The organism is Blautia sp. AF32-4BH (assembly GCF_003460565.1).
In the GTDB taxonomy this organism is placed as follows: Bacteria; Bacillota; Clostridia; order Lachnospirales; family Lachnospiraceae; genus Fusicatenibacter; species Fusicatenibacter saccharivorans.
Genome location: NZ_QTVL01000003.1, coordinates 314,586 through 336,767, shown reverse-complemented (window position 1 = coordinate 336,767; position 22,182 = coordinate 314,586). Strand labels below are relative to the sequence as shown.

Sequence of the window (22,182 nt, the reverse complement as noted above, 5' to 3'; positions counted from 1 at the left end):
CAATCTACCCTTTTAGCAATCAGAATTCTTTACCGTTTTTTCTGAGATTCCATGTCTATTCGCATATCCAGTTAGTATAAGTGTCAACGCACCATCCCCGGTTATATTGCAGGCAGTACCAAAACTATCCTGTAGTGCAAAAACGGTAAGAATTAATGCTGTACCAGTTTCGTTAAATCCTAAAATCCCAGTAATTAATCCTAAAGATGCCATTACAGTTCCCCCCGGAACTCCCGGAGCGCCTATTGCAAAAATCCCCAGCAGGATGCAGAAAAGTACCATCATTTTCATATCCGGAATATCTCCGTACAATATTTTAGACACCACCATTACAAAAAATGTTTCCGTTAAAACCGAACCACATAAATGTATATTGGCAAACAGCGGAATACCAAAATCAATCATATCATTTCTTAAAACCTTTGATTTTCTTGCGCATCTCAAAGCAACGGCAAGAGTAGCGGCTGATGACATGGTTCCAACAGCCGTAATATAAGCAGCGCCGTAATGTTTAAGAACTTCCAATGGATTTCTTCCAGCATAAGCGCCGGCAATCAGGTAAAGCATTGCCAGCCATATATAGTGGCCTACCATAACGATCACAACAACCTGAATGAATACTGGCAACTGTTTTGTAATTGTTCCCTCATAAGCCAATGTACAAAATGTTGTAGCAATGAAAACTGGTAAAACGGGAATAACCGTATTTGTTACTATTTTCAAAACAATTTCCTGAAATTCATCCAACAAGTTTATAACCGTTACTGCCCTTGTCCACGTTGCCGCCAGACCAACCAATAAGGAAAAAACAAGTGCACTCATTACCCCCATAATTTGAGGAATATCCAATTTAAATACTACTTCTGGTAAGACTTTCAAATCTCCCACGCTAAATGCTATTGATAAATATGGAATAATAACATTTCCTGTCAATACGGAAAAAACTGCTGCGCCCAGTGAAGACACATACGCAATAACCAATGCCACTGCTAACATTTTTGATGCATTATTTCCCAGTTTAGGAATTGAAGGGGCAATAAAGCCGATTACAATCAAAGGTACACAGAAATTTATATACTGACCTAAGATATATTTAACGGTTACGATAATGTTCATCAAGCCTTCTCCGGCCAAAAGTCCCACAATAATTCCGATACATACGCCAAGCAATAGCTTGAAAGGTAAACTCTTTGTTATTCGTTTCATCTTGATCTCCTTTTTTGTTTTTAGAATAATTATGTCGCCGATTAGCCAAAAATCATCAATATATATCCTATACATTGCGATTTTTGTATTGATTTTTGATTACTATTACAATCTTTACTGCATAAGTTTCCCCCTTTATACATAAAAATTTCTTGATATCGAATGAACGACTGTATTCTATCATCAAATGTCTACTTTTTTTGCAACTCGGTAAAAAAACCAAACTGCTCGTTAAAAATCCATTTTTCCGTTTGTAAAATGATTTTTTCGCATTATTTGCTTATTTACAGTAAAAAAATGAATTTTAGCGAGTTCGCCCACATTTTTATGGACTTTAATTTTTTAAATAAATTCTATGGTAACATCGGATTTGAAATTTTGTGTATATAATTTTAGAACAAAGGAATCACCAAAAATGAGAATTGCAATTTACGACAATAGCCTTTATATTAACAAACAATTAGTATACCTTCTGAAAAAATACGAAGAGATTAAAAAGATATGTTTTTCTATAAATTCTTTTCATGGAAACGAAGTCATATTATCGAATAAACCTAATACGGATATTGCCTTTTTATGCGTTTGCGATTCTGTCAAGACAGAAATCATCCGCAAATTTTGCCTAGAAAATTCGGAAAGCAAAATTATAATAGTTGCAAATATACCTGATTACAGATATGCATTTCAATTTCATGCATTTGATTTTATACCACTGCCGATCCGTGAACAAAACATTTTTCACACTTTGGATGATGCTTTATACTATATTGCAAATTCCTCCGCAGAAAACACTTTTTCTCTTCGCACAGATACAGGAATACTAAATGTCAAGCCAAGCCAAATTCATTATTTTGAACACAATTCCCGTAAAGTAATAATCTCTACGGATCAAGGCGAATACCTGGGCAACTATACGCTAAAAGAATTGTCTTCTAAGTTTCGGCCTTATTTTTTTGATTCACCACATAAGAGTTACCTTGTAAACTTAAATCATATCCGATATATAAAAGGTTTTGACATATATTTAGATTCTGGCACAATACTTCCTCTGGCACAAAAAAAAGCTGTATATTTCAAATCATTGTTTCAGCAATTTCAAGAAAAGAGATTAGAAATCATATAAAAATAGAGCAGTTGTCATCTCAAAGTGAACAACTGCTCTGCTTTTATATTTGTGTTTGTCTAACATAGTTACAAACAAATGCTAAATCCAAATCAGGATTTTGAGTCTTGATTTTTCTTAATCCCTCTTCTGTTTGCTTCCGCTTGGCTCTATTATTTAAATCAGCCAAAAAGAACATAATATTCAATCTGCGACCCAAATTAAACAATTCCTGCTCTTGTTTCGGCAACTGCAGATATGTATTAATTGTTTCCAACATATTCTGCTTATCTGTCCTAATATTTCCCCGAACTTCCAACAGCAGATTAACAATATGTTCATTCATATAAATGCAATCCATATCATCTGCTAATAACTCTAACATAATTTTCTGCTCTGATACAATTTCTTCCTCAGATTGAAGCGTCAACTCTTTGTTTTTTACATAATTCCACATCTCTGATGAAAGCTTTATTCCCGTTGCATGGACACGTACAAAATCAGGCTTTATTACATTTAAAACTTTTGCAGTTTCAACCGCATTTTCTTCTGCCAGTTCCTTCCCTCCAATCCCAAACAGTGTAAACTCTGATAACACCATTCCAGCTTCTTTTGCTTTCGTACCACTAATGATAATTGTGGCTGTATCAAAACCTTTATTGATTTTTCTTAAAATAAGGTCCGATCCAGTTTCCATACCACAGTACAAATGTTCTATACCTGCTGTCTTTAATTCCCGCAATTCTGACACACTTTTTCTGGCAATACTATCAGCACGCGCATAAGTGGTTACATGTTTTATATTGGGTAAGTATTTATGAATACCTTCCAAAATCTGCATCAGAAATTCCGTCTGTAGTACAAATGCATCTCCATCCTGTAGGAAACAAGTTGTATAATTTTGTGCATATTCAGAATCAGCCGCTTTTTTCAAATCTTCTTCAATCTCTTCATATCTTCTTCTTGAAAATTTGTATTTCTTATACAGATCACAAAAATAACACTTATTCCAATGGCAACCTCGTGTTACCCGCAGCATCAGACTTTCCGCTTCTGAAGGTGGTCTGATCGGGCCTAATTCCATATCTATCATTCTTAAACACATCCTTTCAAATCAATTATAATTTATTGCATTTCTAAAAAGAAGAACGCACTTTAAAGTATATTTATATACCAAAAGTGCATTACTCCCTCACAGAAAGTAATGCACTTTTGCAATACTAAGCGATCAAAGAACACTGCGTTTCTTTATAAACAAATCTCCATAACGCCTTTGCAATGCCATCTTCATTGTTCCCATCTGTTACATAGTCTGACTGTTTTTTTACATCTTCTCGCGCATTTCCCATCGCAATACCAAGTCCGGCCGCGGTCAACATAGACAAATCATTATAGCTGTCGCCAAAAGCGATCAGCTGTTCTGTCTTTATTCCAAGCTTATTGCAGATATGAAGCAAAGCTGCACTTTTCTCAATGCCCTTATCCATAATTTCGAGAAAATACGGTTTTGAAATAGTAAGGCTAAGTTTGTCCCCTAATTCATGGCTGAGTTTCTCATAAACATTCCTTAAATATTCCGGATTTTCGAGCATAAGCACTTTGACTACTTCCTGATTTACAGCTTTTACAAAATCTTCTGTTTCTCTGATAGGCATTCCAGTCAGTTCTCCCTCAACCTCTGTATATTGGTTGTTCTGCGGAGTAACAATCTCATCCCCAACATATGTATGAATGTAAACTCCATTCTCTACACTTAAATTATACAGCATTTTAATATATTCCATAGGAAGGTTGCGCTGCATAATCATACGTTTTGCTTTACAATCCCTGACAGCCGCCCCATTAAAGCCCACAATATAGCCGCCATATTTCTCCAGTTCCAACTCTTTTGCATATTTCTCAATTGCATAAATTGGTCTTCCTGATGCCAAAATTACATGCATCCCATCTTTCTGACATTGCAGCAAAGTCTGCTTAGTTTCTTCAGAAATCTGCAAGTCACTTGTCAACAATGTATCATCCAAATCCATTGCTACTGCTTTGTATTCAATCATAATCAAACACTCCTCATATCTTAATAATCATGTCCCTGTTCAAATTCCCACTGTACACCATATTTGTCAATGAAATAGAAATAATATGTATTGCTAATCGTCTGACAGAGCTGCTTTTTAATATTACCGTCTGCTTCCATATCAGCTTCAAAAAACTGCACTTCATCAGCAGTAATATCATCAATCTTATATGGTCCGTACTGCTCCGATGGGTTGATCAATGTAATATCCGGACATGTCTTGATATATTTAAAGGCTTCATCAATATTCTGAATTTCTAATGCAACATGCCTTACACCATTAATCTTATTAACATCCTCTCGATGCTTAGCATCTGTTGTTACCGGTTCATAATATTCCATTAACTCCAGTGTGAGCTTAGTTCCCGGAATTTCCATAAACGCAATACTCAATTTCACAAGTTCAGGATGTTCGAGGAAACCTGCTGCCTTAGCAAATCCAATATTACTGAACTCTCGGAAAATCTGTATAGGCTTTGCTTCTAAAAGCTGTTCGTAATATTTTATCCCTTCATCAATATCGTCTACAACAATATTAATGTGCGCAAAGTCTGTAAATTTCAAACGTTTTCCGTTCTCGACATTCTCTTTATCCAGCCGCTTAATAACTCTACACGGATTTCCTACTGCTACAACATTATCAGGAATGTCTTTTGTAACTACGCTTCCTGCTCCAATTACAGTATTTTTTCCTTTATTATTTTTCATTTTTTTAAACTATTTAATACTAATGTCTTTTATAATAGCTTTTCATATATTATATAATCAATCTTTATAAGTCCTTTTATAAATTTCTTTTCTACCATTTTCGATAAATTCCTGTTTAATATTTTTAATTCCATAAACAATAGTTTCAATAGGATAATATTCTTCAACTATATCTTGATATTCTTTTGCTTTCTCAATATCTATATTTCCATACATTCTTAATATATCTTCTCCAAAATTTGTTCCTATTTCTTCTTCACTATCTTCAAGTAAGTATATAAAATCACAATATTCATCTATAATTCCAGAATCTCCAAAATCAATTATTCCAGTTAATCTATTATTGCCATCTAACAATAGATGATTACAACTAAAATCATTATGGCATAAACACTTTTTACCCTCAAAAACTGTTGTTGCATTTAGTCTTTCCATAAAACTTTCTATATAATCTTTTTCTATATCAGTTAAATCATTATAAATAGTTTCACGCAACAATATATACTCTTCTAATACATTTTGTTTATTATCAATAGTACATTCACTAATATCTGTATAATCTAAACCGTGCATTTGTCTTAAAAAACTGGCAATATCTCGTTTTAACAAATTTTGTTCTTCTTCTGACATAGTAGAATAAATTTCTGGTGTTAAAAAAGTTCCTTTAATTTCTTTATAACCTAGTATAGATAATTCATCACTAATATACGAATATTCAATATTAGGAATTTTTACATTAGTTTCTAAATTTGTATTTAAAAAATTATATATTGCTTTTTCTTTTGCATAACCTTTTTTCTTATTAGTACTAAATTTTGTTTTAAAAATGTATTCATTATTAACTAAATATGCCACACTATCATAACCACTACCGATTATTTCAATACTATCTACTTTGAAATTATCAAAGTAATGCTCAATTAAATATTTCATTGCCTTAACATTTGTGGCATTATCATCATATCTATATTCCATTAAATAACAATCTTCTTTTTTGCCCTCGTGTAATTCATGTTCTGGCAAATCTTCAATAATTCTAAAACCAGATTTTTGGTATGCCCTTATTGCTCTTGGATTATTTTTATGAGGGTCTAAAATAACTGCATTAGCATTTCTTTCTTTTTTCAAAAATTCAAAAATCAATTTAATATATCTTGTACCAATTCCTTTACTCCAATAATTTGGCTCTCCTATAAATTGATCCATACCATAGACTATCTCATCAGTTTTTGGATAATGATAATCAGTATATAACTCATCATACATTTTATATATTTGTCCATATCCAATAGGAACATTGTTATATTCAATAATTACTCTAAAAACTTCATCTTCCCAAGGCTCTGTATAATGTTTTTTTAATGATTCTAATGTATATTTTTTATCTCTACCACCATAAAATTCTAATACTCTTTCATCAGTTAACCATTTTAACATCAAAGGAAAATCATCATCTATTAAAGTTCTTATACATATTTCATTTTCAACTATATTCATTTATTTATCACCTTTTTCATAATCATATACATATACTATTTCATCTTTATAATCATTTTTACCACCTAATTTTTCATATACATGGCAAGCTCTAGGATTACCTTTATCAGTTATTAAAAACATTTCAGAACAACCAATCTCTTTAGAATATTCCTTAATAAAAGATAATAATTTTGAACCATAACCTTTGTCTTGATAGTTAGGTAACATTCCTATTGAGTGTAAATAAAACATTGTTTTTCCATCAGGTCTTAAAAGTGTATAGCAATATGCAAATCCTATAATTTTATTATTTTCTTTAGCTATAAACCCAAATGAACTGGTATCATTAAGAAATCCTTTTAAATTATCAATATCAAAAACCATATTATCATCAATTAAAAACTCAGTCAAGTCCAGACTCCTGTGTAAAATGCTATACAATGTTTTTACCATTTCTACTTATCAAAATTGATGTATTTTCTTGAAGAATAAATCCATTCATCATGTAGGTCCATAAGAACGGCTCCAATTAAGCGATTGGCTGATGTTTGATTGGGGAAGATGCGAATAATCTTTTCTCTTCTGCGTACTTCTTGATTCAGTCGTTCAATTAGATTGGTACTCTTTAGTCGATTGTGGGAATTTCCTTGTACGGTATATTGAAAGGCGTCTTCGAATCCATCATCCAATGATGCGCAAGCTTTTGAATATTTTGGTTGATCGATATAATCATGAATCAATCGATTTTTAGCCTCACGCGCTAAGTTAATATCTGTGAACTTAAAAATTCCTTTAACAGCTTCTCTGAAAGATTTTGAATTTTTTTTAGGAATGGTGGTAAAGATATTTCTTAGGAAGTGAACTTGGCATCTTTGCCAACTTACGTTGGTGAAGGATTTTCTAATGGCAGAGACTAATCCTTTGTGCGCATCAGAAATAACGAGTTCCGTACCTTGTAAACCGCGTTCTTTTAGGTATTCAAAAAATGTTGTCCAGGTCTCTTCGCTTTCGCCACTTTGAATCATGAAGCCGATAATTTCACGGTCGCCATCTTTGGTTATTCCAATCGCTATATGACAGCTTTTTGAGAGTACTCGATTTTCTTCTCGTACTTTTATATAGAGTACATCGGTCATTAAGTAAGGATAATTTTTTTCTGATAATAAACGATTCTGCCACTCGTTAACCATAGGTTCTAGCTGTTCTGTTAAGCTAGAAACGAAGGACTTAGAGACGGATTTACCACAAAGTTCTTCCACAATTTTTGATACTTTACGAGTTGAAACGCCTGATACATACATTTCCAACATTGAAGCCATGAGGGCTTTTTCGTTTCGTTGATAACGTTCAAACACTGTGGGTGAAAAATGGCCATCACGTGTTCTGGGTACTTTTAATTCTAGCGTGCCTACACGTGTCGTAAAGCTGCGCTCATAATAGCCATTTCGTTGACTTTGTCGGTTTTCTGTTCGTTCATATTCTTTTGCTTGAATATATTCTGTTCGTTGATTTTCCATTAGTTGATTAAATACCGTTGTTAAAATATTTTTAGAAACGTCATCCTTTACAGAATATTCAATAATGCTTTGAATCTCTTCGCTTTTCAGTGTAAAATGTACTTGGGTCATGTAAAAGTCCTCCTGGGTATGTTTTTGTCGTTAAAAACATTGTACCGTAAAAGGACTGTTATATGGCCTTTTTACTTTTACACAATTATACGGACTTTATCTTTTTTCCTATGGTAACTCCATTCAAAATGATACTGCCCCCACCTATCCAGGTATTATCGCCAATTTTCACTCTGTCTGCATATTCTAAATCTTTTAACCGTAGTGTATGATCTGTCGGATGATATGCGGCATAAATCTGTACATTTGGCGCCATCAGTACATTGTTTCCAATTTCCACCACATTACAATCTAAAATTGAGCAGCCATAATTCATGAAAACATTATCGCCCAAGATAAGATTATATCCGTAGTCGCACTGGAAAGGCGGTTTTATTACTACATTATTACCAAGTTTGCCGGCTAATTGCTGCAAGATAGATGTTCTCAGCTCTGTTTCGTCATCCTTCGTCTGGTTATAACGTAAGGTTAACTCATATGCATGATTACGTTCCTTTGTAAGTTCCGCGTCCTTATGATTATACAATTCATTAGACAGCATCTTTTCTTTTTCTGTTTTCATATTCTGCCTCCTAATTCAAAACAATAAATGCAAGAATTTCTAAGTCTTCATTTTCCGTATTGATAACACTATGAACATCTCCATTTCCTGTTATCACTACATCACCAGCAGAAATGTCAATCTTCTTGCCATTGTCGATAACCACACCTTTTCCAGATTTGATAACATAGCATTCAGTCTCTTCTACATGTTCATGCTCTCCAATGCTACCTTCCGGTGGAATTGTCATATAGGACAAGAGCCGGCAGTTCGGGATAGTATCTTTGCTTACGCAATTGAGAAAATGAATATCCCCTTTTCCACCTTTCAATTCAGACCTTACCTGCTTTTCCATATTATTCAATTTCACTACCATAATACTTTCCTCCAATTTTCAGTAAAACAGTTATAGCTTACTTTTAATTTGTAATAATATAAATACAACTAAGAGCTGACCTATATAAATACTTACCCATGCGCATCGGTTATATCATTTTGAATATATCTTGCCACTTGATAATCCAAAATACATCTATCAGTTCCCTCCGTATTTTCGACACGGATTATATAACTGAAAAATATTTAATTTCAAGATGTTTTGATTCTTCTACGATTTTTTTTGTCTGATCTACGATTTTAACAATCTCGCGCCATAAAAAAGAAGTATAAGTAAAGCGAGAGGCTTTTCTTATACTTCTTCAAATATTCCCTATCTATTTTTTGCTGTTATTAAGATAATCATTTCCCCAATCACACATAGCATTCAAAATCGGGATAATGCTTTCTCCAAATTCTGTTAAACTATACTCCACTTTAGGCGGCACAACAGGATATACCTTTCTGTTTACCAATCCATCTTCTTCCAATAACCTTAACTGTTGCGTCAGCATTTTCGGTGTTGCTTGGGGAATTAATGCACGGATTTCGCTAAAGCGTAATGTCTTACCTATAAGATGCCACAATATTAGTGATTTATATTTTCCTCCGATTAAATCCAAAGTTGCTTCAACCGGACAGTGATAACTGCTACTACAACATGTATTCATAAACAAATCACCTCCACAGTATCTTTTTTATACCAATTTACTTTTTTCATATTATTTCACTTTAAAGTGCGTACTTGTCAGTCGAACAATTGTTGTTATAATAATAGCATAAGTTTCCAACAACTTCAATTTATTCTTGCAAGGATATTTCTAATTGGCCAATATATAGTTGCTGGTTTACAATTTTATATTTATCAAAATCAAAAAAGGAGAATTATCATGACAATTTTAGATACTATTAAGACAAGATATTCTGTACGTAAATATGAAAAAAGATCTGTTGAGCAGGGAAAGGTTAATGCAATCCTCGAAGCCGCACATTGTGCGCCAACTGCAGCAAATATGCAGCCTCAGAAAATCCTGGTTGTACAAAATCCCGAAAATCTGGAGAAATTCAGTGCAGGCGCTAACACCTATAACGCTCCCCTTGTAATGCTTGTATGCGCTGATCTTGATACAGCATGGGTGCGTCCATTTGATGGTAAAAATATGGTAGACATCGATGCTTCTATCGTTACAGACCATATGATGCTGACAGCTACCGAGTTAGGTTTAGGTTCCTGCTGGATTACTTACTTTGATCCTGAAGCTATCCGCGCCGCTTTTAATCTGCCGGAAAACCTTGTACCGGTTAATATCCTTGCCATTGGTTACGCGGCAGATAAACCACAGTCTCCGGATAGACATACACAGACTAGAAAGGCTCTGAATCAGACTGTTACATTCGAAACTCTCTAATTCTTCCCCTTACTACAAATTATTATAAAGGGGCTGTCGGTAAATAACGTTTTTTAAAGCTGACAGCATCAAACAAAAATATCCTGACAGTTATAGGGCTTTCCGGCTCTGCAACTTGTTCAGGATATTTTAATTTATATAAACATCGGTATCTGCAGCAGTCATCTTATACTCGTTTCTTCATTATATATAAGAGAAATTACCATCAAATTTCAACGCAAATACTTTAAGGGTAAAGTTGTTAGGGTGCATGGTTTTCGTTGGAAATTTAAGGTTATATATAAGGATTCTCAGCATAAAATTGATTCTGTGAGGGATAGGGATGGTTATACGGAAGTCTTATAAAAAGACCTCCGTTCATGTTTCTGATTAACAGAAGTTATGCACTGATAGTATCAGATTTCACAAATGCTGTTTCTTCGTGAACTAAGTTCTCATCCATATCCAGTGGATCAGATTCTCCCCATTGTTCCGCTATAACTCCCAACGATTCCAGAAGTTTACCAATTGGTGCTTCATCTCTAAGTTGAAATTTCAATTTTTCGACATACTCTCGCTCACTATATGATAATGGTGTAGTACGGTTTGGAATATATTTATTATCAATTTCAGATTTCAGGTATGTATTCTTATTATGAATATACTTTTTAACTTAACGCACTATTTCAATAGGATATACAGTTCCCATACATATGATTAGAGCGTCAAAAGGGTAATTTAATAACCAAGGATACTGTATTTAGTATATTTTCTTCACATATTACAACAATATATTATGACTAAATTCGGCAAAAAGGGATTTTGACGCTTAAATCATACATATTTGATTATAATATGCAGCATACCGCCTGTTGTTATCTGCTTCTTTTTTCTGTTTCTTAGTTTTTACAACACCATGAGCATATCCGTAGAGATTCTCATAATCTGTTGCGAATTTGATACACAGGTCACGATCCTTATATCTACTGTAGCAATTATAATATCATAGGTTGTTTCATTTGTCACATAAAACTTTGAAGCACAAATCATTCAAAACAAAAAGCCGAAAGCCACATTGTTATCCGTGACCTCCGACTCCATTCTATCTTAATACTACACCGTCCTTACACCCAAATCAGCCCCTCTCTCCGGCTTATCTTTTCCCTGCTTTTCTTGAATAATCTTCTTATTAATCTCAAGGCGTTCATGAATGGATAATTTCTTATCTTTTCCAGCTACCGCCTGCTTCTGCTGTACCAGTTTTCTATCTGCTTTTCCTGTATCCTTAACCACTGCATTCGCTTCGGTACTTGTTCCACGCTCATCTACTCTTCCTTCATTTCTTTCTGCTATCTGCTGTTCTCGTCTCTCCTTCACACCTTTTTCTTCCAGGTTGCAAAAGCTCTGCAGATACGGAAGTACATGATTCTGCATGTCTGTCAGATCTTCCATATACTTTTGGAACTCTTCACTTCCTTTGCCTTTCTGGTAATTGATCCAATACTCATCTGTAAGCTTCATTTCATTGTTATACTTCAACTGACTTACAATACCGCCATGTCCATTTCCAATATCCATTGACTTCTTGAAATGATGCAGCTTCTGTTCACCTTTTTCAGCATAATATACAGTCACATATATCTTTGCGATTTTCGCAGGTTCGTCTGTCTTCGGATCACGTTTTGTATACCATTCTTTATCCATTTCTGCTGTTTTTGCATCCAGCTCGGACAACTTCTGACATCTTGGATTCATGAGATCACTTTCTTCACAATAGTTTACATACACCATTGGTTCCATATCCTTTGGAAGTTCAGGTTCATAGGCTTTCAGTCTTTCAATCAATACACCTGCACGCACAGACTGGTCACATTCTTCATCTACAATATCCTTCAGATACGAAATATAGGAATGAATATTCCCACTTCGCAAATCCAGCATTACTTCCTGTACCGTATTTTCTCCCATCTCCACATTATCTCGATACTCATACGGATCAAATGCTTCTGCAATCTCATCCAGTGCCTCTGCTAACTGTTCTGTGGTCATCTTCTCTGGATACATAGCTTCTCGAACATCCCGCATCGGAACGTACTTATAGTCAGGTAATGCTTCATGAATTTTCTCAATTCCTTCCCTTACCAGTGCAAGCTCCCCATAAAACCGAACATCATCCATTAGATTTCCAAATACAGTATTTCCTTTAACGATTGCAAATTCAGCTTCATCATAGTAACTGTCTTCCGGATCACGATAAATAATTCCCATCGAGCATCCAAGATATGCAGTTTCTGGATTCTCCCTATATTTTTCATAGATAGCAGCTATCTGATTAACATCGGTACTTTTTTCATAAGCCCCCATATCATGGAACTCATCGCATTCTGTGGCGAAATATTCCAGATACGGTTCTTTCTTCGGTGGCATATTGTTGAGGACGTTATCAATCATGTTGTAATTTGCTTCTTCCAGTTCTTCCACCTTTGCCAGTGGCTTATATTCGCCCTGGCTGTTCTGAATCTCTGCCATTACAATCTCATCCATTTCTTCTACTTTTTCCATCAACTGATCATAATCCCCACGGATGCGTTCTCCCGTCCAGCCTTCGTCTTCCAAAAGTTCCTCCGCCGCTTCTTCAATAGAAATTTCATCATTCTCATAAATGCCCCCATCCATCAAGCGGAAATCTTCATCGTAAAAAGAATAATCATATCCTTCTTCTGTTCTCTGAATAGCAAAGTAACGTTCTCCTACCTCATATGCCAGTTCACTAAGAACCTGTTCTTCCAGATTCAGGAAGGAATCCAGCTGTTCAAAACTGATACTATCTACAAAATGGGCAGTTACCTTTTCCCCGTCATTCAGAACTACGATATCACTGACAGACAGGGAGTGACCACGGAAGTCTTCCGGTCTGTCAATGTTGAACCTTTCAAAAATATCATCCAGTGACATATTTCCTGATAATTCACCAACATAGACCAGTTTATAATCTTCTTTTTTTATCTGCATACCATGACTTTCAATAAAACTCATATTCATAAATGCATAGTTTTCGCCCGGTGAATCAGCCCAGATCTGATAAATTCCAAATGTCCTTCTTGTTCCTAACAACAGGTTTGCTTCTTTCAAAGACTGAATCTGTGGATATTTCTGCATTTCCCATTCCAGATTACGGAAACGCTCCAGTTCTGTCATAGACATCTGATAATGCTCCGGTCCTCGTTCAATTTCCATGCGTTCTGTGACATACATCGGTGATGAAAAATTAGTAATCAGATAGATATCTGCTCCGGCATCGTATAATTTCAGTGCTTCTTCCTGCTCAATGACACTCATAGGCTCCTGAAATGCTCCTAAATTTTCTTCTGCATAATCCAGGTTGTTATCCTTAATCCGTTCCCACATCTGCGATTCCATTCCAAACAAACCGTCGTGTGCCTGTATCATTTCTTTACTCGCATATTCACCTTTAATGCCATCACTGCCAAGGCAATAAATCTTAGAACCCATTCTGTGATAATCCAAGGCTGCTTCTTTTCTAAGTGGTACCATATCTTCTTCCATATATCCATAGTCACGTAATTCCAGCTTACCTATGGTTGGATCTGGCAGTTCCTGAATATCCATTCTTACGTCATCCAGCAAATCCTCTACACCTTCTTGATCCGCCTGGCTAAATGCATCTGCCAGATTTCTTACCAAAGTCCTAACTTTCTCTTCCTCGCCGATCAGATTCGCATATTCAAAAATCTGTTCTTTTACATCTGTTGGAAATTCTATATCTCTACGCTCTGCCTGAGCGATCCGTTCCTGCGTATATTCCTGCATTTTCTGTGTTTCTCTACCTGTTATCCTATTTCTTGCCATATAAGTTCCTCCTGTATTCTGAAAAATGGCATAACCCACAGAACATTCTTTCTGCCAGATTATGCCATCTTTCCTGTTTACTTATTCCAGACCGAAGTCCCGTTTTCTGTTATCCTTGCCAGTTTCACTTTCCCGCTGACTCTTTTCTTTATAAATCTGCAGTTTTTCATGGATAGAACCACGTGTCGGTCTTTCTTCTTTCTCATCTGATTCAGACACCTCTGCTTCTGCATCTTCCCGTTCATCCATATTGAGCAATGCATTTAATTCTGACAGTCGCTCCAGTTTCTGGTTCAACTCCTCTTCTTTTGGAAATGGCTTTCCAACCTCTTCTTTTGCATTTGCAAGCTGTTCATATACTGTTTCCAGTCTTTGTTGTGCTTCTGAAAGCTTCTCTGGATAACTGTCCAACAGATTGTTGATACGAGTAATATTTCCAAGTGCATCTGCTCCAAGATGAACTTTCGAGACAGACTCATGTTTGACAGATAGAATAAATTCTTTACTCCATCCATCAAACTGAATCCTCATATTGAATCCCTGATAGTTTCCGATATCCATCGCAGCATCTACAGCTTTAATATCTTTACATACCGCCAGAAGTGCTACTCCTGCCTCTTTCTTTTCTGTGAACTCTTTGCCACCAATCTCCATAGTAAACTGCTCTGGATCTGTGATTTTATGCTCTGAGTAATGAGCGATGTCTGCCTTGTAGCTGTCAATGATTTCTGTCAGTTTTGCAATCTGTTGTGGAAAATTTCTTGCAATATCATCTTCCAGGCGGTACTGGTTATTCATGTGGTTGGCTTTTAAAAGTTTTAATTTTGCCACATCAACATCCAATGCCATCTTCTCTTTTACTGCTGGATTTCCGGTTGCAAGAGCTTTGACCTCTGCATAGGAAAGTGCCGCTTCGTCCACATCTTCACAGCTTCGCACAGGTGCTTTGCTGGTCATAATCTGAGAAATGAATTTCTGCTTATTCTCGATCAGCTGCCACATGTAGCTGTCGAATGTGGATTCTGTTACATATCGGAAGATATGAACCTTTTTATTATGATTTCCCTGGCGGATAATACGCCCTTCCCTCTGTTCCAAGTCAGATGGTTTCCAGCCAATATCCAGATGGTGCAACGCAATCAGACGATCCTGCACGTTGGTCCCGGCACCCATCTTTGCTGTCGAACCAATCAAAAAACGAACCTGCCCGGATTTCACTTTTCCAAACAACTCCGTCTTCTTTGCTTCTGTATTTGCATCATGAATGAATGCAATCTCTTTTTCCGGTACACCTTTTTCCATCAGTTTCTGCTTCAAGTCGTCATAAACATTGAAACTGCCATCACCTTTCGGTGTGCTCAAGTCACAAAAAATCAGCTGTGCCGATTTCTGTGCTGCTGTGTCTTTCCAGATCTCATAGCTTTTCTCTGCACAGACTGATATTTTGCTTTCTGGATTATCTGGCAATAATTCGTTCACCAAACGCTGATCCAATGCTAATTTTCTTCCATCATTGGTGATTTTCAGCATATTATCAACTGAGGCATCTACCCCTCCGCTTCTGACAACTTCTGCACGTTCCCCCAGACTTTCTACGATTTCTTTCTGCTGTTCCGTTGGTTTCAGCACCACTGTTTCATATTCTGCTTCCGGCACAGGAAGTTTTAACTGATCGGAAGTCTTGATATCTGCAATCTCCTTAAACATATTCATCAGTTCCGGAATATTATAAAATCTTGCAAATCTTGATTTTGCACGGTAGCCTGTTCCTTCCGGTGCAAGCTCAATGCTCGTGACTACCTCTCCAAAGGTGGAGGCCCAGGAATCAAACAGTCCAAGTCCCATATTTTGTAATTTGCTGTTCTGCAGATACCGCTGCATAACATATAATTCCGTCATACTATTGCTGATTGGTGTGCCCGTAGCAAAGGTAATGCCTTTTCCTCCGGTAATCTCATCCAGATACTGACATTTATTGAACATATCTGCGGATTTCTGTGCTTCGTTCTGTGCAATCCCGGCTACGTTTCTCATTTTTGTATAAAGAAACGCATTTTTATAGCTGTGTGCTTCATCTACATACAAGTGATCCACTCCCAGTTCTTCAAAAGTAACTACCTGATCTTTTTTCTCTTTCTGATTCAGTTTCTCCAGCCTTGTCTGCAGTGTTTTTCTTGTCTTTTCAATCTGTTTGACGGTATAACGTCCACCATCCTGTTCATATCTTGCACTCTGGATTGCCATTTCCAGATCATCAATCTGCCTCTGAAGCATGGCTTCTTGTTTCTCATCAGAGATTGGAATACGCTCAAACTGAGAATGACCGATAATAATGGCATCATAGTTTCCCATAGCGATCCTGGCACAGAACTTTTTCCGGTTTGCCGGTTCAAAATCTTTTTTGGTTGCTACCAGAATGTTCGCCCCTGGATATAGCTGTAGGAACTCAGCTCCCCACTGCTCTGTCAGATGGTTCGGAACTACAAAAAGATTTTTCTGAGATAATCCCAGACGTTTGCTCTCCATTGCCGCCGCTACCATTTCGTAGGTCTTCCCAGCACCTACCACATGAGCAAGAAGCACATTATCACCATATAGCTGATGTGCGACTGCATTTTTCTGATGCGGTCGAAGTTCTATTTCCGGATTCATCCCTGGGAAAGTCAGATGACTTCCATCGTATTCACGGGGACGGATACTATTAAAACGTTCATTGTACACGCTTACCAGTCTTTCTCTCCTCTGCTGATCCTTAAAAATCCAATCTTGGAATGCAGCCTTTAAGGCATCCTGCTTTTGTGATGCCAACATAGTTTCTTTTTTATTCAAAACTCGCACTTCATCCCCATTGTCATTTACAACTTTATCATAGATTCTAACATCTTTTAGATTCAAGGTATCTTCCAGAATCCGGTAGGCATTTGCTCTCTCCGTTCCATACGTTGCATAGGCAAACGCATTTCTTGGACTGTCGGCGTTCTTTCCTGTAATCCTCCACTCACCATTTACCTCAGAGAATTTTACCTGTATTTCCTTCTGTGCAAGATACCTCGGTGTATGAAGCAGTTCCACCATAAAATCCTGATAATCCGAAGGTTCAATCCAGGTGGCTCCAATACGCACTTCAATCTCCGACGCTTCCAGATCTCTTGGCTGAACTGCCTCCAATGCACGCACATTCGGTGTGAATTCTGGATGATTCTCTGCAAAAGTTCTCGCTGTATTTAATTTGTCTCTGACGTTTCCAGACAGATATTCATCTCCGCTTTCCCACTGGTCTGTCAGTGGATTTTTGAAGATAACTCCAACCAGCTCTTCTGTGATTTTCTCTTCGGTCTTTCCGGTCAACTGTGCCATATATGGGAGATCTACTTGAGCCTTTTCATTTAGGGACAGAGCAAGTGCTTCTGTGGCTGTCTCCACACTTGTCACAGCGACCGCCTTTTTAATGGTTCGTTTGGTGAACATGTCCGCTTTCCGCTTCAATGTTCCATCTTCATTCAAGTCTTCCAGGGAACACAGCAGACAATAAGAAGAGTCATCAGAAAATGCACGTTTGTTAGCATTACTTCCAATAACTCCATACTTTGCTGTGTAGGTATCATACACCTGATTCAGTTTTTTCTGCTGTTTCTGGATTTCTTCGTCTGTGACAAATTCTTCCATCTGCATGGCGATCAGTTCACGAACGGTATCACGGATTGCAACCATGCCTTTTACACGTTCTGCAGTGGCTGCAGGCATTTTCACCTGATTCATCAAAGAATTAACACGGTAATATACCTGATCATCTACCACCGTATAGCTGTAATTTCGGACATTCGGATCTGCCGGAATACTCTCTGGCATCTCATCCAGTTCTGCCTCTATATCTACTGCCGCTACCATGCTTCCCTTGATGTGTTTTACAGCTTCTTGTAACTGTAATTCCAGAACAGCTCCTTCCATTGGAGCACAGGTTGTTTCCATACCATACGGACCGGACACTTCTTTCATCTCACCAAGAATCATTCCCGGATGCTGAACAAAATACTTGTTAATGGTAATCCCTTTTGCATCACTCTCCAAATTCACCCAGTCTGGCATCTCTTTTGTGAAACTCTCACGCTTCTGGAAAAACAAAATATCAGCACTGACTTCTGTTCCTGCATTTGCCTTAAAAGCTGTGTTCGGCAGTCGGATTGCCCCCAGCAAGTCTGCACGCTCTGCCAAATATTTCCGGACTTCCGGTGATGCCTTATCCATAGTTCCCTTTGTTGTGATCAACGCAGCTACACCACCTGGACGTAACTGATCTATAGTCTTGGCAAGAAAGTAATCATGAATCATAAAATTGTAGCGGTCATACTGACGGTCATTGACCTTATATGCACCGAATGGCACATTTCCGATTGCCACGTCAAAGAAATCATTGGGATAATCCGTCTTCTCAAAGCCTTTGATCTGGATATTGGCATCTGGATAGAGAAGTTTAGCAATTCTACCACTGATGCTGTCCAGTTCCACTCCATAGAGTTTGGACTGGTTTAGATTCTCCGGAAGCTTTCCAAAGAAGTTCCCGACTCCCATAGATGGCTCCAGGATATTTCCCTTTGTAAATCCCAGATTCTCCAACACCTGATACATACTTTCAATCACAATCGGCTGTGTATAATGAGCATTTAATGTGGAAGCTCTGGCTGCAGCATATTCTTCCGGTGTAAGGACGGTCTTTAATTCCAGATATTCTGTCTCCCATGCAGATTTTGTCTCATCAAATGCATCTGCAAGACCTCCCCAGCCGACGTACCTGGATAAGATTTCCTGTTCCTCTGGTGTCGCATTGCGGTTCTCATCCTCACATTTTTTTAACAGCTGAATAGCCATAATATTGGCTCGGAATTTCTCCTTCGGTGTTCCCTGTCCAAGTTCATCATCTGTGATATGGAAGTTCGTTGCTGGAATCAGTTCTGCTATTCCGTTAATCTCTTCCAATGATTCTTTTTCTTCCGATACCTCAACTTCTCCCGACAGTTCTTTTTCTTTTTTATCATAATCTGTCCACACACGTTTAGAAATAGCAGTAAAATAGGAAGACTCTTCCTCCATGATTTCTTCCTTGATTTCCCGTAATTTATCTAAGGTATCCGCATTTACTGTTTTGTTGTGATAATGATAATAAAGTACTTCTTGTCCAAGTTTTACATCCAGACGTTCCAATTCTTGTGTTGACATCCGCTCCCAAATATCATCTTTTTCCGTATGAATCGTGAAACCTTCTCCATCATCATGATATTCTAATGTGTATTGAAGTCGATTCTCTTCTCCCTTAACTTTGCAAGCAAAATCATAGATTTTTGTTCTGGTACCGGACATATATTCTGAATCAACTAGTCGCAGATCCGTTATATCTTCCGCTGTAAAAGTATCCTGTTCCAGCTGTTCTCCTAATATCTGCTGTGCTTCTTCCAGGTCTGCCAGTCTTTGTGCTTCCTGTCGCTCTTCGTACTTTTCCATTTCTTCCGGTGACAAATAATCATCTGTGCGGATTAACTGGCGAACACGTTCTGCAACCTTATTCCACTTTAATAAAACTTCTACCTCTGGATTGCCAATCTTCCCTTTTCCAAGCTTTAATCCTTTTGCATCGTGGGATGCGTCAGAAGCATCTGCTCCTGGTATTCCGGGTGAAGAACCACCTGTTCCATATTCATTTTTCAGGAACTCAGCTGCATCTTTCATATCATGGTGCTCCATGAAATACTCATAGATTCGGTTACGTCCTCCGGCAGTAATACCGCCTCTTCTTAACACTGCATCAATTTCATCCTGTGTGATAAAGGATAGAGCCGGTCGCTCTACTTTAAACTGTTGATCCACCCAGGAACGCTCCCTCTGGAGATCTTTATAACGTTGGAAATATTCAGGATTATGCTGTATTTCCCAGCGATGATAATCTTCTGGATTCTTTTCCATATCTTCCTGAAGCCATTCAAAACGATAGGCTGTCGCAGCTGCTTCTTCCGAATCTGTCCAAGCCGCCCCTACTACATCCTGCCAGTCAGAATAAGACAACAGTTCTTCTCTGTTTCTGCTCGTATCACGGAAATGGAGTGCCAGAAGATCTGTCATTTCTTTCTGTTCCTGCTCGATAGCATTATTGGAGATAAGATTATCAACGTAATTTCCCTCCTCATACATATCTCGGATTCTGTCAGCGGCTTCTTCCCACGTAACGATACGGTCAAAGTTTCTTCTTGCAGAATCACCTCTCCGGATACGGATACCATCGTTGTCGTACCAGATACTGATTTTCTGACCATCTATGGTAAATCCTTTTCCTCCAGTTCTATATTCATCTTTCAGGAAGCTTTGCATTTCTTCATTGTCCAGACCCTCAATCAATCTTGCAGTAATGTGAAACAGCGTATTTTTCTGTCCGCTTCCTGTTCGGAGAATATCGTCTACCACTTCATCAGAAATAAGAAAAGCGGCTGGCTGTTCTAATGCAGCTGCCGCTTTCCTTATTTCCCCTAACTGTTCCTCTTCTGTTGGGAACAGGCTTAACTGTAAATAATCTCCTGAATCACCAGTTCCTCTGCCTGTGCTTTGATCTGGTTCATGTGTCTGGTCCACGCCATTGTGTCTGCCATCTTGTCCGGTGCCGGATCTTTCTCCAGAAGTTCGTTCATCAGGTTGTCTACTCTCTGTCTTGCCTGACTGTCGATCTCCATCAGATGACTGTCCAGACGGTTCTGCAGAGTCAGAATGTTGAACCTTGCTACCTTGTGATTTCTCAGATACTCTTTCCTCATCATTCCATACTTCCCGATGGTTCCTCTCGTCTCTTCCAGGCTGATATCTGGAATCTGATACTCTCCGTTCTGGCTGTAAGTGATCTCTCTCATAGTCTGTTTCCTCCTTATTTTCTTCTCTATCTTCTGTTTTATTTGTACCGCTTTCACGAATTAACGTGTTAAATTCATTATAGACTACTTCTTTTTCTTTTGCAACCGTTTTCAGGTCATTTTCCAGATTATTCAGCACATATCGTCCAATCTGCATCAGGACTGGTCTGCTGATCTCATTGACTGCACTTCCCAGATGTCCTAATACTATCAGCTGATTAAAGTCCGTAATATGCCGAAAATCCTCTGCATCCAGATATTCCTGTGCATCCAGTCCACACCGGTTTAGTAATACATACCAGACACTATTGGTCATCAGTTCCCGAAATTCGACTTCCTGATTCTGTTCGTCCAGTTCTTCCAGAAATGTCCCTGTTACGTCCAGTCTCAGTTCTTCCAATGCATCTGGAAGCCATTCTTGCATACTCTCCTTCGCTGCCTGATACAGACTTTCAGCAAGTCCTCCTTCTGTATCTTCCAGTGATAACTGCTCCTGCAGATAATCTGCCACCAGCTGTTCTCCTTCCACCGGAAGATTCCATAACTGAGGATCCTTTCCAAGATTCCGCACTTTATAAGTGTCCTGCACATCAAATACATACCGAAGTTTCGTTTTCGGTCCGGAAGTATTGTCAATCAAGGCAATCCCTTTGGATCCCTTTTTGATCCAGCGGTACATCTTCTGATTCCAGATTTCCATGGATGCTACGGCAGTTGCTTCCGGTCGCTGTGCATAAATTAAAAGCTGTTCTGGAAAAGTGTATTTGTACAGTCTGGATGCAGTGTTTAGGAACCGCATCCATTCCTGCGGACTGGCAGCTACATCTTTTGCCACCTCTTCCGTCAGCTGTTCCATTGCATATAATTTATTTGCCATGCGCTACTCCTTTTCATAAAATCAGGGACTGCTTAGCACAGTCCCCT

General features: G+C 37.8%; 14 protein-coding genes and 1 pseudogene. 2 read left to right on the top strand and 13 right to left on the bottom strand.

The window, feature by feature from the left end; all coding sequences use genetic code 11:
- Positions 1 to 12 precede the first annotated feature (12 nt).
- The gene (locus tag DWZ44_RS06195) at positions 13 to 1,206 is read right to left on the bottom strand and encodes a dicarboxylate/amino acid:cation symporter (protein ID WP_117804416.1); all 1,194 of its coding nucleotides are present in this window, start codon (positions 1,204 to 1,206) and stop codon (positions 13 to 15) included.
- A 415-nt stretch (positions 1,207 to 1,621) separates the two neighbouring features.
- On the opposite strand from DWZ44_RS06195, the gene DWZ44_RS06190 reads away from it, so the two are divergent.
- Positions 1,622 to 2,329 carry a LytR/AlgR family response regulator transcription factor gene (locus DWZ44_RS06190; RefSeq protein ID WP_015528469.1) on the top strand — a complete coding sequence of 236 codons (708 nt, stop codon included), beginning with the start codon at positions 1,622 to 1,624 and terminating at the stop codon, positions 2,327 to 2,329.
- 43 nt (positions 2,330 to 2,372) lie between these two features.
- On the opposite strand, the gene DWZ44_RS06185 is transcribed toward DWZ44_RS06190, so the two are convergent.
- The 10 genes and pseudogenes from DWZ44_RS06185 to DWZ44_RS06145 all read right to left on the bottom strand — a co-directional run bounded on the left by DWZ44_RS06185 (position 2,373) and on the right by DWZ44_RS06145 (position 9,784).
- A complete protein-coding gene (locus tag DWZ44_RS06185; protein WP_181986590.1) occupies positions 2,373 to 3,401 on the bottom strand; it encodes a radical SAM protein in 1,029 nt (342 codons plus the stop codon).
- Positions 3,402 to 3,528: 127 nt separating this feature from the next.
- Positions 3,529 to 4,362: a Cof-type HAD-IIB family hydrolase gene (locus tag DWZ44_RS06180; RefSeq protein WP_092073430.1), complete on the bottom strand. Its 834-nt coding sequence runs from the start codon at positions 4,360 to 4,362 to the stop codon at positions 3,529 to 3,531.
- A gap of 20 nt (positions 4,363 to 4,382) precedes the next feature.
- A complete protein-coding gene (locus DWZ44_RS06175) occupies positions 4,383 to 4,946 on the bottom strand; it encodes a VOC family protein (protein ID WP_092073436.1) in 564 nt (187 codons plus the stop codon).
- A gap of 18 nt (positions 4,947 to 4,964) precedes the next feature.
- A pseudogene (locus DWZ44_RS19280) lies at positions 4,965 to 5,075 on the bottom strand (sugar O-acetyltransferase); the annotation flags it as partial.
- A 72-nt stretch (positions 5,076 to 5,147) separates the two neighbouring features.
- Positions 5,148 to 6,587: a bifunctional aminoglycoside N-acetyltransferase AAC(6')-Ie/aminoglycoside O-phosphotransferase APH(2'')-Ia gene (locus tag DWZ44_RS06170; RefSeq protein WP_001028144.1), complete on the bottom strand. Its 1,440-nt coding sequence runs from the start codon at positions 6,585 to 6,587 to the stop codon at positions 5,148 to 5,150.
- Positions 6,588 to 6,980, bottom strand: a complete 393-nt coding sequence (locus tag DWZ44_RS06165; RefSeq protein ID WP_053019407.1) for a GNAT family N-acetyltransferase — start codon at positions 6,978 to 6,980, stop codon at positions 6,588 to 6,590.
- Between the two features lie 44 nt (positions 6,981 to 7,024).
- Complete coding sequence (locus tag DWZ44_RS06160) at positions 7,025 to 8,197, bottom strand: IS256-like element IS256 family transposase (protein WP_000195429.1); 1,173 nt, start codon at positions 8,195 to 8,197, stop codon at positions 7,025 to 7,027.
- Positions 8,198 to 8,282: 85 nt separating this feature from the next.
- Complete coding sequence (locus tag DWZ44_RS06155) at positions 8,283 to 8,759, bottom strand: sugar O-acetyltransferase (RefSeq protein WP_117804414.1); 477 nt, start codon at positions 8,757 to 8,759, stop codon at positions 8,283 to 8,285.
- Positions 8,760 to 8,769: 10 nt separating this feature from the next.
- A complete protein-coding gene (locus DWZ44_RS06150) occupies positions 8,770 to 9,114 on the bottom strand; it encodes a cupin domain-containing protein (protein ID WP_015528465.1) in 345 nt (114 codons plus the stop codon).
- 337 nt (positions 9,115 to 9,451) lie between these two features.
- Positions 9,452 to 9,784 carry a winged helix-turn-helix transcriptional regulator gene (locus DWZ44_RS06145; protein ID WP_015528464.1) on the bottom strand — a complete coding sequence of 111 codons (333 nt, stop codon included), beginning with the start codon at positions 9,782 to 9,784 and terminating at the stop codon, positions 9,452 to 9,454.
- 219 nt (positions 9,785 to 10,003) lie between these two features.
- Here DWZ44_RS06145 and DWZ44_RS06140 point away from each other — a divergent pair, with 219 nt between their 5' ends.
- Positions 10,004 to 10,522, top strand: coding sequence for a nitroreductase family protein (locus DWZ44_RS06140; RefSeq protein ID WP_015528463.1), 519 nt, complete (start codon positions 10,004 to 10,006; stop codon positions 10,520 to 10,522).
- A gap of 1,092 nt (positions 10,523 to 11,614) precedes the next feature.
- Here DWZ44_RS06140 and DWZ44_RS06135 read toward each other — a convergent pair.
- Positions 11,615 to 14,371 (bottom strand): YodL domain-containing protein, encoded by a 2,757-nt coding sequence (locus DWZ44_RS06135; protein ID WP_074108855.1) that lies wholly within the window; start codon positions 14,369 to 14,371, stop codon positions 11,615 to 11,617.
- Between the two features lie 81 nt (positions 14,372 to 14,452).
- Complete coding sequence (locus DWZ44_RS06130; protein ID WP_074108857.1) at positions 14,453 to 22,135, bottom strand: DEAD/DEAH box helicase family protein; 7,683 nt, start codon at positions 22,133 to 22,135, stop codon at positions 14,453 to 14,455.
- Between the last annotated feature and the right edge of the window lie 47 nt (positions 22,136 to 22,182).